16 protein-coding genes are annotated in these 13,547 nt (G+C 69.3%); 1 reads left to right on the forward strand and 15 read right to left on the reverse strand.

All coding sequences use genetic code 11. The features are described from left to right. From ACIBKY_RS50945 to ACIBKY_RS51010, 14 genes are all read right to left on the reverse strand, one after another. On the reverse strand, positions 1-351 hold the full coding sequence (locus ACIBKY_RS50945; RefSeq protein ID WP_397109203.1) for a hypothetical protein: 351 nt from the start codon (positions 349-351) through the stop codon (positions 1-3). Next, entirely contained in the window at positions 344-757 is a 414-nt protein-coding gene (locus ACIBKY_RS50950) for a hypothetical protein (protein WP_397109205.1), read from the reverse strand. Before ACIBKY_RS50950 ends, ACIBKY_RS50945 begins: the two co-directional genes overlap by 8 nt. Continuing rightward, entirely contained in the window at positions 757-1,110 is a 354-nt protein-coding gene (locus tag ACIBKY_RS50955) for a hypothetical protein (protein WP_397109207.1), read from the reverse strand. Before ACIBKY_RS50955 ends, ACIBKY_RS50950 begins: the two co-directional genes overlap by 1 nt. A 65-nt stretch (positions 1,111-1,175) precedes the next feature. Beyond that, the gene (locus tag ACIBKY_RS50960; protein ID WP_397109209.1) at positions 1,176-2,090 is read right to left on the reverse strand and encodes a P22 phage major capsid protein family protein; all 915 of its coding nucleotides are present in this window, start codon (positions 2,088-2,090) and stop codon (positions 1,176-1,178) included. 25 nt (positions 2,091-2,115) lie between these two features. Beyond that, positions 2,116-2,877: a hypothetical protein gene (locus ACIBKY_RS50965; RefSeq protein WP_397109211.1), complete on the reverse strand. Its 762-nt coding sequence runs from the start codon at positions 2,875-2,877 to the stop codon at positions 2,116-2,118. Between the two features lie 180 nt (positions 2,878-3,057). Then, complete coding sequence (locus ACIBKY_RS50970) at positions 3,058-4,188, reverse strand: phage minor capsid protein (protein WP_397109453.1); 1,131 nt, start codon at positions 4,186-4,188, stop codon at positions 3,058-3,060. Further along, entirely contained in the window at positions 4,188-5,747 is a 1,560-nt protein-coding gene (locus tag ACIBKY_RS50975) for a phage portal protein (RefSeq protein WP_397109213.1), read from the reverse strand. Before ACIBKY_RS50975 ends, ACIBKY_RS50970 begins: the two co-directional genes overlap by 1 nt. Positions 5,748-5,821: 74 nt before the next feature. Further along, positions 5,822-6,775, reverse strand: a complete 954-nt coding sequence (locus ACIBKY_RS50980) for a hypothetical protein (protein WP_397109215.1) — start codon at positions 6,773-6,775, stop codon at positions 5,822-5,824. A 21-nt stretch (positions 6,776-6,796) separates the two neighbouring features. After that, positions 6,797-8,146, reverse strand: coding sequence for a hypothetical protein (locus tag ACIBKY_RS50985; RefSeq protein WP_397109217.1), 1,350 nt, complete (start codon positions 8,144-8,146; stop codon positions 6,797-6,799). Positions 8,147-8,164: 18 nt separating this feature from the next. Next, complete coding sequence (locus ACIBKY_RS50990) at positions 8,165-8,656, reverse strand: hypothetical protein (protein ID WP_397109219.1); 492 nt, start codon at positions 8,654-8,656, stop codon at positions 8,165-8,167. 2 nt (positions 8,657-8,658) lie between these two features. Next, the gene (locus tag ACIBKY_RS50995) at positions 8,659-9,132 is read right to left on the reverse strand and encodes a hypothetical protein (RefSeq protein WP_397109221.1); all 474 of its coding nucleotides are present in this window, start codon (positions 9,130-9,132) and stop codon (positions 8,659-8,661) included. Positions 9,133-9,173: 41 nt separating this feature from the next. Further along, complete coding sequence (locus ACIBKY_RS51000; RefSeq protein WP_397109223.1) at positions 9,174-9,836, reverse strand: hypothetical protein; 663 nt, start codon at positions 9,834-9,836, stop codon at positions 9,174-9,176. 203 nt (positions 9,837-10,039) lie between these two features. After that, a complete protein-coding gene (locus ACIBKY_RS51005; protein WP_397109225.1) occupies positions 10,040-11,332 on the reverse strand; it encodes a PBSX family phage terminase large subunit in 1,293 nt (430 codons plus the stop codon). Further along, on the reverse strand, positions 11,329-11,736 hold the full coding sequence (locus ACIBKY_RS51010) for a hypothetical protein (protein ID WP_397109227.1): 408 nt from the start codon (positions 11,734-11,736) through the stop codon (positions 11,329-11,331). The genes ACIBKY_RS51005 and ACIBKY_RS51010 overlap by 4 nt, the downstream gene beginning before the upstream one ends. A gap of 150 nt (positions 11,737-11,886) precedes the next feature. Here ACIBKY_RS51010 and ACIBKY_RS51015 point away from each other — a divergent pair, with 150 nt between their 5' ends. Next, on the forward strand, positions 11,887-12,420 hold the full coding sequence (locus ACIBKY_RS51015; RefSeq protein ID WP_397109229.1) for a hypothetical protein: 534 nt from the start codon (positions 11,887-11,889) through the stop codon (positions 12,418-12,420). Here ACIBKY_RS51015 and ACIBKY_RS51020 read toward each other — a convergent pair. Beyond that, the gene (locus ACIBKY_RS51020; RefSeq protein ID WP_397109231.1) at positions 12,395-13,501 is read right to left on the reverse strand and encodes a GNAT family N-acetyltransferase; all 1,107 of its coding nucleotides are present in this window, start codon (positions 13,499-13,501) and stop codon (positions 12,395-12,397) included. The genes ACIBKY_RS51015 and ACIBKY_RS51020 overlap by 26 nt on opposite strands. Between the last annotated feature and the right edge of the window lie 46 nt (positions 13,502-13,547).

The raw sequence follows: 13,547 nt of genomic DNA on the forward strand, positions 1-13,547 counted from the left end.
TCAGCCTGCCGGAAGGCTGATCAGCTTCACCGACACGCCGGTGACGGCCGAGTAGTCGATGTGGAACTTGCCGTTCGCCTGCCGGTAGATCGGCTTGAACGGGCCGATCATCATCAGGCCGGTGGTGGCCGGGATCGTCACCGACCTGTCGGTAACCGTCTGGCCCTCGATCAGAATGGGGATGTCGAACAGCAGATTCTTGGCGGACGCGTCGGTGTTCTTCGCGACCAGCAGCATGCGGCCGTTGTCGGCGACGGCGTGCCCGTCGGCGATCGCCGGAGTGAACCCTGCGGTGAGGTCCACGCCGGACATCGACGCCTCGGCGACGGTGGTGAGGTCGGTTCTAGCCATCGTCGTCCTCCTCGGTGCCGAACTCGGTGATGAGCGCCTGCTTGGACAGGGCGCGTGCGTCGCGTTCGGGCATGCCGCGCCAGATGGCGTAGGCGACCCATTCGCGCTTGTTCTCGTGCTCGGCGGGCCGGATCACCTGAGCTGCCGGGTCCGGCTGGACGGGTGCTCCGTCGTCGGCCGGGTCCGGCTCGGACGGGGCGCCGATCAGCAGCCAGTTCTCCAGCCGGTCCAGACGCGTCGACCTGGTCGAGTACTCGGCGGTCTGGCCCGTGTTGACGTTGCGGTACTGGTACGTGGACGCCACCGCGACGGAGATGGCGTCGGCGTCGGCGAGGGCGCCGGCCTTGTTGATGTTCTCCCTGGCCGTCATCGCGCCCATGTGATCGGTGGGAGTGCGCGGCCCCATCAGAAGTTGGCGTCCTTCTCGATGTCGATCTGGATGATGAGGTCCGTCGGGGTGCCCGCCGCGGACACGACGGTCGCGGCGAGCGTGTCACCCGCCTGCAGCCGCCGGTTGCCGGTCGGGCCGAGCGCTGCGGCCATCCAGGTGGCCGCGGTGCTCACGGACAGGTCCGAGGCGAGCATCGACGCGCCGTTCTTGGTGGCGTTGACCGCTGCGGCCGTGCCGCCGACGCGGTAGGCGCGCACGGCGACGACGCGGCACGGCACGGACGCGCGCCACAGCACGAAGGTGCCTGCGGCGATGTCGGCGCCCTTGAGCGTGATGGACTTCTCGGTAAGACGTGGCTTGTACGCCATGAAGGGTTTCTCCTTATCCGATGGGTGAACCCTTCTCGGAAGCGAAAACGCTTCCGAGAAAGGCGTTAGGGAACGTCCACGTCCTTGACGAGGACCGCCCGGTTGGGGTCCAGCGTCTTGGTGCCGTACAACGTGTCGATGCTGACGACGTCCTGCTTCAGGTCGATGTCGTAGTCCATGACCACGCGCAGGCTGAAGCCCTTGTAGTTGGCGACGACCGCGTTCGCTGCGCCCTGCGGCAACACCAGCGGCCTCGTGACCAGGCAAAACGCCGTCCTATGGAAGGCGACGCCGACCTCGCTGGTGGAGTTGCCGGTGGTCTGCGGCGGCACCTTCACGTTCTGCGTGGAGAACGCGTCGAACCCGAACACGCGCCGACCCAGCGAGGCCTCGCGCAGGCCATCAGTGTCGCCGCGGACGTCGAGCTGGTGAAACAGCGGGTCGGACAGCCAGTTGGCCTTCGTCTGCGGGCCGATGACGACGCTGCGCGCGGACGGGGCGACGTTGCGCTCGTTCAGCACGCGGTCGGCGTCGATGCAGGTCTTCGGGGTGTTCCACGCGTGCAGGTTCGGCGGGCCGCCGTTGCCGACCTCCTGCGTGATGTCGTCCCGCAGGACCAGCAGGTCCCGGTCGATCTTCTGCGAGATCGCTTCCATCGCCGGGTTGAGCAGCTGCGTCGCGAAATCTTCAATTCTCAACGTCATTTCTTCGGCGGTGACCGCGAAGCTGACGTCGGCGAAGTGGTTGAGCTTGACAGGGATCGCGGTCTCGGTCGCGTTCTGGATCTGGATGCCCTGCGACCGGTCGTACTCGTAGGCGTCGAACGTGGCAGGCTTGCGCACGTTGACGGTGTCGCCCACCTTGCCGGCGAAGTCCTCGTCGAGGTCCCTGTGGACCAGCTGGGCCATGACGCAGGTCTCGTACAGGGTTGCCAGGGCGGCCCGTGCGATCACGGATGGCGTGAGAAAGGTGTTGGCCATAGGGGGCCGTCTCCTTCAGAGGTGGTTAGGAGGACGACTTCTTGCGCCGTTCACGGCGGAAGTCGTCGACGGACTTGTCCTCGGCGTCCGAGCCGGGGCCGGGCCCCGCGCTGAACTCGCCTCCGGACTTGGTCGGCGGCCCGGACAGGCCGGACGCCTTGAACTTGGGGTTGTCCTCCACCGCGAGCTTGATCACCTCGTCCAGGCGGGCGGCGAAGCCATCCGTGTCGGGGTCGAGGCCGTGGATGTTCAGCACGAACGAGCGCGAGTCGAGCAGCGCGTCGGGGTCGGCGCCGACCTTGCCGGACGAGCGGTGCACGGCCAGTTCCACGAGGGTGCGGCGCAGCCGGTCGGCGTTGTCGGCGGCCCGCTTGTCGGCCTCGGCCGCCTTCTCGGTGAGCTGCTGGACGAGGATCTGCGGGTCGACGGGCTTCGCGGATTCGTCCTCGACGAGGCCGAGCGCGATGCCGATCTGACGGGCGACGTCTTTCGCAGCCTCCTCGCGGGCGGCTGCGGCGGCCTCCTCCTGCTTGGCGGCCACCTGGTCAGGCGACAGCAGGTCGCGGCTCTCGCCGTTACGCAGCTTGATCACCTGCTGGCGGGCCCGCTGCAGCTCCTCCTGCGCCCACTTCGGCAGCTGGTCGATCTTGCGGGCGTCCAGGTTCGCCTGCTCCTGCTTGGCCGCCTCCTCCTGCGCGGCAGGCGCGGGCGGGGCGGGCGTGGTGGCAGCCTCTGCGGATTCGGTCTGCACCTGCCCGGCGGCAGCTTCCGGCGCGGTCTCCGACATGGGACAACTCCTGATGGGACGGGGTCGGCCGCCCGGCCAACGGGCTGCATCCGACGTGAAGCGGCTCCGGCCGCGCCCGGCCAACGGGCAGATCCGGCTCGGACTAACCACCCCCGTGTTGGTGCTCGCCGCCCGGCCAACGGGCTGCGCGAGACTCCTGGGGGAAACTTGTGGGGTGCCCTATCGGGCGGGACGGTCGGCGTAGGCGACCGGCCTTGGTCCGGGTGCGGAGGCCCGGTGCTCCTTGAGCCGGGCCCGGTACTCGGAGGCCTTCGCCGCCGCCTTCTTCCGGGTGGCTTCGTCACCGAGCGCTTTCGCTGCGGACCGGCGTCGCTCCCACGAGCGGGCCTGACGTTGCAGCTGTCGCTCCTGCTGACGCGCCTTGTACGCGGCCTCCCGCTCGGCTTTCGTTCCGGCCGCCCGGGGCGGCTGGGTGAGGCCGGGCAGGTACGCCGACAGCGAGTGCGTGCACCGCGGATGCTGGAGTCCGGCCGCCCGCGCCTGCGCGATCGTCGCGGCCACGTTCACCTCGACGGGCTCCCGCGTCACGGGATTGGCTTCGGTGCGGGCGCCGGGCTGGCCGTCCTGGGTGAGGATCGTGCCTTCCCAGGGGGCGCACACCGGGCACGTTCCGGCCGCCGAGCGGGAGACGATGACGAGGTCCATGCCGTTGGCCCGCAGGGATGCGAGGTGGCCGTCGGTGGCGGCGCGGGCCTGCGCCGTCCGCATCGCCATCTCCACGTACGACGACAGCGACCAAGCGCGGCCGCGTTCGTCGGTGAACCCGGTGACGCCGTGCGCGGCGAAGATGTCCATGGCGCGGGCCGCCGCCTTGCGCGGGTCCTCGGCACCGGCGAGCACGCGCGCAGACATTTCAGCGATCACCTTGCGGTAGAGGTCCTCGACGAGGCGCAGCGCGCTGTCGTGAACGGAGTCGATGCCGCGGACCGTTTGCGCGGCCAGCTCGGCAACGCCCTGCCCAGGATTGATCGCCTTCTTGGCGCCGACCTGGCGGAGCTCGGCCAGCGCCCGGGTGACGCCGCGCCGCCACGCTGCGGTGACGCCACGCTGCACCGCGCGCTCCATCGCCTTCTCCAGGCGGGCGAGGATGCGTTCGGTGTCCTTACGCAGCTGAGCGAGTTCGGCGGCGCGGACAATCGCCCATTCCGGCTCGTCCAGCTGACGGGAGACGCGGTCGGCGATCATGTCGAGGAGCGCCTGCTCGGCGTCGGCGTACATGGCCGACAGGAGCCGGGCCTGGGCGACGGCGTCGAGGACGTCGGCCGCGTCCTGCGGCGTCGCGACCGCCATCACGCGTCGAGGTCGTCGGGGACGTACTTGTCGACGAGCTCGTCCGGCGACTGCACGTTGAGGCCGTGCTCGTCCTTGATGCGCTCGACCTCGGCCCGGATCTGGGTGTCATCCCAGTCGGGGTGCAGCCAGCGCACGCGCGTGTCCGCGCTCGCTGCCTGCGCCCGGTTGACCATGTCGAGGGTGCGTGAGAGCGCTTCGGGGTCGGGCTGGACACCGTCCGGCCACTCCACCGTCGCCCTCTCCGACACGACCTTGGTGCCGTAGATGGCGTTGTCGACCGCGAGCAGGCATTCGGCCAGCCAGGCGAGACAGGGTGTCCAGTAGCCGATCTTGCGGCCCCGCGTCACGAAGCTTTTGCGCTCGCGGGAATGGATCTCCGTCGCCGTCGCTGCCGCCCCTTCACCGGCTTCGCCGAAGCTTTGCACCGAGTAGCCCGCACCTCGAAGAATTTGCGCCAGCAACGACTTGGCGGTCTGCTGGTGCTCCTCCACCCGGATCGCGAACTGCGACAGGGTGATCATCTGGTTGGAGGAGCCATTCGGCGGCGGCAGCATCCCCAGCGCCGAGTAGATCTCCCGGTCCGGATCCCACATCGAGCCGCGGCCGCGGCCGGTGTTCTGGAGGAACACCTCGGGGATGATGATGCGCGCCTTGCCCAGCCGCAGGTCCCGCATCCAGCTAGTCCAGGTTTCGTCGAGGGCGTCCATCAGCGACTCGACGCCGGCGTAGTCGGAGCGGCCCAACGAGGTGCCGCGCAGGGTTCGGTGCGGGCGCATGTTCGGGACGTAGAAGACGAGCAAGCCCTTGTAGCCGCTGTCGAAGCCGCCGTCGGCGTCGACCATCTCGGCGAACACCGCGGTGTCCGGGTGCTCGGTCAGCGGGATCTGGATGCCGAGCCGGTCGTCGTCGCCCTCGAACAGGCCGTGGTAGACGCGGCCGGGTTCGTGCCGTTCAAGGTGACGCCACACGATCTTGTCGTCGGCGCGCACCACCCGCCAGAACGTGACGGCGCGCAGCTGGCCGATGCTGAACTCGGGGACGGCGCAGTCGGGCGGGAGCGCGTCCACGATGGGGTGGTCGTACAGGTCGGTGTTCCAGCCGACCCGCACGTAGACGCCTCCGTAGGCGGCCGCGAGCTCGGCCGCTTCCAGCCACACGCCATACGCGCCGGACTCGGCAAGGACCTGCTCCAGGCGGGCCTGACCGGTGGAGCCGCTGACCCGCAGCGTCGGCGGCTCGGAGAACAGCAGGTCGCCGGAGGTGGCGGCCACGTCGGAGGCGACCGGGACGTGCAACTTCGTGGAGCGGGACTGGCCGGCCGGGATCGGCGTCGACCAGAAGAAGCGGGCCACCCGGTTGATGAAGCCGCCGCCGAAGGTCAGGGGCCGGTCGTAGCCCTTGAGGTCGAGGCCCACGCTGGGGACGTGGCCGCCGCCGTACACCTCCGACAGCCGGTCGGGGTCGCCGCTGTACCAGGCGCCCCACGTCTTGTACAGCTTCGTCTCCGCGCGCTGCGACGGAGGCGGCCACTCCTGGTCTCGATCAGGCAGCGGCATTCAGACCTCCTCAACAGGGCAGCGGAACCGCTTCCGAGAACTGCCGGACAGATCCGGGGCTCGGAGCACGTAGGTCAGGTGATAGGCACGAGCCCGGACGGCAGCACGGGCACCTCGTCGCCGCGCGAGACGCGGATCCACGCCTGGTAGGTGCCGTCCGGCAGCGGGGAACTGCTGCCGGGGCCGACGAGCACGAGGGCCTTCATGCCCTTCTTCGTCGGCTCGCCCCACGTGGCAGGCCGCCAGTCCGACTCGATCGGCTTCACGCCCGGAACAGTGAAGGCGGCCTCGACGGGTTCGCTGCCGTTGGCGTAGTCGACGGCGAACTCCAGGTGCTCCCGGCTGAGCGAGTTCACTGGGTCCACGGAACCTCTCCTCCCTGCGAAGCGGACGGCCCACCTGCGCTGTGGCAGGCCAACCTGCAGTGGCGGACGGCGACGCAGCATGGCGCGGGCCGTGCCGGTCTCAACGGCGCGGTGCAGGACGCCGGTCTTCGTCGCGGTGAACGCCAGCGCGGTCCCGCTCTCGGTAGCCGCTGCTGTGGGCGCCGTACGGGCGTAGGTGAGCGGCGCGGCCAGACCTGCTGCGGAAGCGCGGCCGAGCTGGCCGATCTTGACGGCGGTCACCGGCAGCGCCTGGTCGTGCTCGACCAGGCGGTTCACCTGCGCTGTCGAGGTGATCGGGAATGCCGTCGAGGTTTCGACGGCGACGCCGAGCACGGCGGTCTTCACCGCGGTCATCGGCAGGGCCGTCTGCGTGGACTGCGCTCGGTCGGCCGGTTGCGTCCGCGCGGCGGCCATGGGCAGCACGGTCCCGGTGTCGGTCGCGGCGGCCAGCGGCCGGGTGATGACCGGGGTCATGGGCAGCGCGGTACCGGTCTCCGCTGCCGCGGTGAGCGCGGCGGCGTGAGCGGCCGTCAGGGGCAGCGCCGTTGACGTCTCGGCGGCGGGGCCGACCTTGGGCGGTTCAGCGGCGGCCGGGCGGACGATCAGCGCCCGGTTCGGGAATCCTCGTCCAGCGCGAGCCAACGCCGCCCCCTCCCGTGGTCGTTACCAACTGCCCGCGCGGTGCGCGGCCGGCAGAGCGCCCCGGGCGGTTCGCGTCCCGGTGCGGGTCGGCAGGACGGACGGGCCGACCTTGTCCGGGCCGAGCGCGAGGTCGTCCAGGTAGTAGGAGGAGGTGGCGTCGCCCTCCAGGTGGAACTCGACGGTGGCCGGGGGTCCGCCTGGCCAGGTGAGCCCGGTGGCGATCACGTAGTCGTCGTGGTCGGCGGAGTGCGGGTCCAGGTACGTCCACGCCTCCACCGCGCCGGCTCCGGCGTCGATGGTGTAGCGGAGCTCGACGCGCGCCCACGCGTTGCTGGGCAGCGGCACGCCGGTGGATGCCACCAGGGTTGCGGCGGCGTCGGCGTAGATGTGAAGGCGTCCGTCGTCCATCAGGTACGCCTTGGAGACGACGCCGGTGGAGCCGAGGAGGGCGAACAGGCCAACGAACCCGCTCGGGACGCCGACACGGTGCACGTACATGCGGACGCCGTACAGCGGGCCGGGCAGCGAGATGTTCGTCCAGTCCAGGTGCGTGTCCGTGCCGGGGAGCGGGTTCACCACCGACAGGCCGGTGCCGCCGAGCCGTTCCGCGTTGGTGTAGCGGGGCTGCCCGACGACGTTGCCGAAGGCGTTGCCGGTGCCGCCGGAGTTCGCGGTGGAGACCGTCGCGCCGTTGGTGCCGCCGTCGAAGGTGTTGACCTCGTGACGCGCGGTGCTGCCATCGTCCGGCATGAGCTCGACGACGGCGACCGACCATTGCGGGTTGGGCGCGGTGGTCGCGAAGTTCATCGACATGACGGCGTCCCGCCCGGTCGCGGCCGCCGACTTCCGGACAGCGATGCCGTCCATGGAGGATCCGGCGTCATACGCTTCGCCGACGTCGCTGGAGGAGCAGGCGCCCGCCCCGGAGTAGTCGACGCCGACGCCGGCGGCCCACGTGCCGGGTTTCGTCGCGGTGTAGCAGACCGGCGTGTAGTCGGCGACGGTGCCGAACCCTTGGAAACGCTTGCCGACCGGGTGGATGGGGTGGACGTCGCGGGCGACGAGCACCTTCAAGGCGGCGTCGTCGGTGCCGGTGGCCAGCGTGACCGTGAGCCCGGTCAGGGCGGCCGGTGCCCGCGTGGTGACGATCGCGGCACCGGAGTTGCCGTCGGTGTTCTGCAGCTGCTTCCTCCACACCAGGCCGGCGCCGACCGCGTTCGTGGTCACGGTGTAGGTGACGTCGCGGATCTCGCTGCCGCACAGCGCGACGAGCGTCGCCCCGGCCGGCACGTTGAACGCCGCCGTGGTGACGACGCCAGAGGTGTCGGAGAAGACCAGCGGCGGCGACGCGGCGAAGCTGATGTCGGCCACGACCCCCTCCCCCCGAGGTCAGATGCGTTCGACCCACATGCAGGCCGACACGCTGACGGCGGCCGGGAACTTGGCGCGCAGCACGAACCCGGTCGACGGGGCGCAGTCCGGGGAGTCGCCGAGCGGCAGGTCGTAGACAAGCAGGCCGCCGTTCGGCGTGATCGGGTACGGGTCGATGATCGACAGCACGGTCGGCTCGGCCGTCCAGGTGTGGGCGGCGGTGAAGCCGGGCGGGATCGGCCTGCCGTACACCTGCTGCGGCGTCACCGCGGTGGAGGCGGTGCCGGGCGCGTTCGCCGCGAACGTGGCCTGGCACAGCTCGATGTCACCCGGTACGGCTGAGGCGGACACGCCGTACAGGCCGATGCGGATCTTCTTGATCTCCAGCCCGAACTCGGCGGGCGCGCGGAACCCCAGGACGCTCTTGGCCACATTCGCGGCGAGCGCGACCGGCGTGGTGACGTGGGTGGTGGAGTTGATGGTCGCGACGGTGTAGCCGGTCTTCGACATGGTCAGGCCGCCTCGAAGAAGCCGAGCGGGTCGATCTGGACGGCGATGTTGTTGCCGTCCGGGGTCATCGTGAAGTCGTGGCAGGTGAGCGGGATGATCGCCGAGTCCGGCGACGCCGCGGCGGGCCGGTAGGCGATGACGATCTTCGCCCAGGGGCCTCCGGCCGTCTGCACGGCGGTGAACGTCTGGTCGGGGATGTCGAGCCGCATCCGGTCGGCGGCGTCGTCGGCCGCGACCGCGTGCAGGTCGACCGCGGCCAGCACCTTGCGGGCGTAGCCCGCGTTGCCGGCCTCGTTCGTGGCCCCGGCCAGCACGTCGGCCAGGGTGTCCTTGTCCTTCAGGACGGCGTCGGATTCGAGGCCGGTCTCGGCGAGCGCCACCACGAGGAGGCTGCTGCCTGCGGGGTCTCCGATCTTGACGCGGTGGTAGAGCTCGGCGATACGGCCGAGCGAGATGTTGAACGCGAAGTTGGCCACGCGGCCTCCTCCTTGGTAGCGGGAAACGGTGACGAGGCCGCTCACCAGGAGGCGGCGCGGTGCGCTGCTCCGCTCCTGATCACAGGCTGCGGGCGCAGGTCGTGCAGGGGGCCGATCCAGCCGGTGTCGGACCAGGCGACGGAGTCGAAGTACCAGGCGGCGTTCGCGTCGTTGCTGCCGCCGTAACGAGCAGCCCGCCAGGTACCGCCGCTGGCCACGACTCCGGTCAGCTGGATGGCGGGCGTCTCGCTGTCCGGGTCGGTGTAGATGCGGGCAGTGGCCGTGCTGGAGGCGGACGCCGACGCCTGCAGCTCCACCCGCATCCAGCCCTCGGGCGTGAACGCCTGCGAGGCAACCCACGTCTCGGCGCTGCCGTTGGAGGAGGTGAGAGCGATGAAGCCGTCGTTGACGTCAACGCGGATGTAGTTGCCATTGGCCAGGTGCAGGTCGACGAGGCCGAAGGAGTAGTCGCTGGGCCGGTTGTAGGCGCGCACCCAGCGGGTTCCGGTGCCAGACAGCGGGTGTTCGACCCATCCGGCGTTGAGGGCGGGCACGATCGCGCAGGCGGCGCCCTGCATGCCGGGGGTGGCCGCGTAGGAGGTGTTGGCGGCCGAGAACGGTGTGCCGCTGGCTCCGCCGGAGTTCGCCGGCGTGATGGAGGTGCCGGGGGTGCCGCCGTCGAAGGTGTTGGCTGCTCCGGCCACGGCACCACCGCCTTCCCCTCGGGGCTGGTGCTGCGGGGTGCGGGGCGGGGACTGTGCTGCCCCTCAACAGCAGGTCCTGGCCCCGCACCCCGGGGCGGGCTCGACGCGGGCCGTACGGGGTGCGGCGGCGGAGCCCGGCTTGGTGCCCGCCCTCCTCCTGTGAAGGTTGGTGCGACCTTGGATAGGCAGGAGGAAGGCGGGGTCTAGTAGGAGGGCACCGGTTCCAGGAGCGGCGCCCAGGCGGCCTGCGTGGTGTGCAGGGCGTATCGGGAGGCGTCGAGGGAGTGGTCGTCAAGCTTGACGGGCACGTCGTCGCCTTTCTCGGCCTTCTTGTCGTCCCACGAGTAGCTGCCGACCTCGCTCAGCCAGCCGGTGCAAGAGCGGTGCACGCGCAAGTGGTCGGCGGCGAGGAGGTTGGAGACGGTGCGGATGCCGTCCATGACCGCGTTGTCGCCCATGGTCGGGTAGAAGCCGGTCCGGTGCAGCTGGGTGATGAAGCTTGCTGCGGACGGGTCAACGACGAGCCACTCGGCCGAGACGCCGGACGTACCGGGTCCGTAGCTGTCGGGGAAGGTGTCGAGCCAGTGCAGGAGCCGGTCGGCGTACTCGCTGTCGGTGAGTTGGCGGCGTTCCTTCTTGGAGTCCCACCGCCATTCGCCGGCGAGGTAGACGCGGCGCTGCCCTTCGTGGTCGGGGGTGGAGACGCCGACCAGGACGGCGGCGAACGGGTTGACGGTGCCGTAGTCGATGCCGACGGACACCCAGCGTTCCATGAGCGGCAGCCGGTCGACGACGTGCCGGTCGGGGTCGAACATGTCGAAGATCGCGCCTTCGGCCATGCACCACTCGCCGAGCACGTAGCGGCGGTACCACAACCCGGTGTACTCAGATTTGAGGTTGGCCACGTACAGCGGGTCCAACGACGGGTTGTCGTCGAGGGTGAAGTGCCACCAGGCGAGGTCGAGTTCGCCAGCGCGCAGCAGGAACCTTTTGCGGACCCAGTGGTTGGGGGCGTCGGGGTTGGTCGTGGCGAAGATCTTGCTGCCGGGGACGCTGCACCTGGCCAGGAGCTGATCCCAGAACGTCTCCGGGATGAGCGTCGCCTCATCCACGTAAGCGCCCGCGCACGTCATGCCGCGCAACCGAGACTCAGCTCGGACGTCGTTCGCGGAGATGATCTCCACGCGGCGGCCCAGGATGTTCGCGGTCGGGGCGCCGCGGGTGTACCAGATCTTCTTTGCCACCGGCCCGGTCAACGACGGGTCCATGAGCGGCTCGAACACGTTCCGCGAGATGGTGTCGATCGTCTTGCCCACGATGACGAGCGAGCCCCCGCGCGGTGCGGTCGCCACGTACATCAGCCACCGCAGCAGGCTCGCGATGGTCTTTCCGGAGCGCACCGCCCCTGTCCAGATGTTGATGCGGGCGACGGCTTCGCCGATGGAGCGCAGCTGTTTGTCCGACATCGTGACCAGCGCGGCCGCCGCCAAGCTCATGGCATCACCTCGACCGCCTCGACCTCGACGTCTGCGTGGCCGGCCGTGGGGGCGGGCAGCGCGCTCTTGCCGTTCGCGGCTTGGATCTGCTCGAACAGCACGCCGAGCAGGGAGATGACGTCGGAGCTTTCGGCGCCGGCGCGGTTGAGCAGGTCGATGCCGAGCAGGCTGCAGCGCTGCTTGATGATGGACTCGGCGCGTTCGACGGCTTTCAGGTCGCTCTTCACCGCCTTCGGCCAGACGGCGAGAAGGAGCCGGTCGAGGCGTTCGATCTCCAGCTGCAGCAGTTCCTCGCTGGCGAGCTGGTCGGCCTTCGCCGCGACCTGTAGGGCGCGCTTGACGTCGTTGGCGGCAGAACCGGAGCTGTCGTAGCCGAGTTCTTCGGCGATAACACGGTACGACATTCCCGCTTGGCGCATGGTGACGGCCTTTGTCCGCCGCTCATGAATAGGGATGAGCTTTTCCGCCTTCTTATATGTCGCCATGAGGGGAACCCCGAATCAGCGTCAGAATGACTTATTCCAATATCAAGAAAGGTGCGCTATTCTGCGGAAATGCGCATTCCAAAGATGATCACCGTGAGACAACCGTGGGCGTCACTCAGCGTTTATGGATATGTGGATAACTCCGGGTCGCTGGCATTCAAGGACGTGGAGAACCGGTCATGGGCTCCCCGCTACCAGGGCCGGTTGCTCATCCACGCGGGACAGCGTGTTGACCATGAAGGGCTCGACCTCATGGAGAACCTCGGCATCACATTGGCCGGGCCGATGCACCACGGCGTCATCCTCGGCTCCGTTGACGTCGGCGAGATCATCCGCTCCAGCCCCTCGGTATGGGCTGAGGAGGGCATGTTCCACTGGGTGCAGACCAACCCGACGCCCGCGCGACGCCTCCTTGAGGTGACGGGCTTTCAGGGGTTGCGGGACGCTCCGGCCGACTGGGGGCGCGCCTTTACCGCCGCCGACCTGAGTCCCGTTGGGATGCGTCTCAGCCGGGTCCGCGCTGCTGAAGCGCCAGCGATGGAGCTGCTGCAGCGGCCATCGAGCCCGGCAGATCGTCTCACGGATCTGCTGCGCGGCTTGTAGCAGGGGCGGCGACGTACTCAAACGACGTCACCCCCAGACGGCGCGGATCGAGGGATGTGTGATGCATCCACGTGTGCCGCGAGGAGGTGCCCAGCTTGGTGTCGCGCCGCTGCATCCGCCAGCGAGGGGATCGACTGCGGTGAGCGATGAGCGCTGGATGCGAGGACACAGCCCGAAGGCGGTATCCCTGCTCGTACAGGTACTGCCCCATCCATTCCGTCATTCGCCCGCCCAGCCCCAGCCCCTGATAGTCGGGAAGGACCACGGTCCGGTGCGCCATCTTCAGATTCCGTGTGTGCGGGTGCTGAAAATGTCGGTAGCTGGTGAACGCCGCTAATTCACCATCCACGTATCCGGCGAAACATTGCGCCGACCGATGAAGGTCTGCCGTCAAATAGTGATGACGGCTAAAAGCCGCCCAGAGGGAGCGGTCCGCTTCCCGGATTTCGAGCCGGAGCGAGGGCCGGGGTTGAACCGACCTCCACGAGAACTCTGCCGACGCCACGTTGTACACCCAGTCCGGCTGCAGCCAATCGAGGACGTCGTTGTGGCAGGTGACGGCGACCATCTGGCGGCGGCCGCGCCGTACCGCCTTCTGCACCGCGTACGAGGCGACCTTGGCGACCTGCCGGTCCACCACGGACGTGAACTCGTCGATGACGACCAGGTCCTCACGCTCGGCCAGCGCCCGCGCGAGCATCGCCCGGAACGCTTCCCCGTTCGACAACGTCTGGTACGGCCGCAGCCACGCCGGCGGCGAGTTCAGGCCTACAGCGCCGAGCAGGCCGACGACGTCCTTGATCGGCATCCCCTTGGGGAAGTCGTCCACGAGGGCGCGGTCGTGGCTCCACTGCTGCGCGGCCACGACCGCGTCGGGCCACAACGTGCGGGCGATCGTCGTCTTACCCGCCCCGGACGGGCCGACGAGCAGGCCAACGTTCCACTCCCGATCTTCGACCGGCAACTCGGCCTGCCACGTAGTGGCCAGCTTGTCCTCGACGGGTACGTCGAACATGCCTTGCAGCTGGAGGACACGCGCGCTCTTCTTGACGGGGGACGACAATGTGATCTCAGCCCGCATGCCACCCCCTTTCCGAAGGAGTGATGTGAACCCGTTTGCCCCATTC

The sequence above is a fragment of the Nonomuraea sp. NPDC050394 genome, assembly GCF_044459065.1.
Taxonomy (GTDB): Bacteria; Actinomycetota; Actinomycetes; order Streptosporangiales; family Streptosporangiaceae; genus Nonomuraea.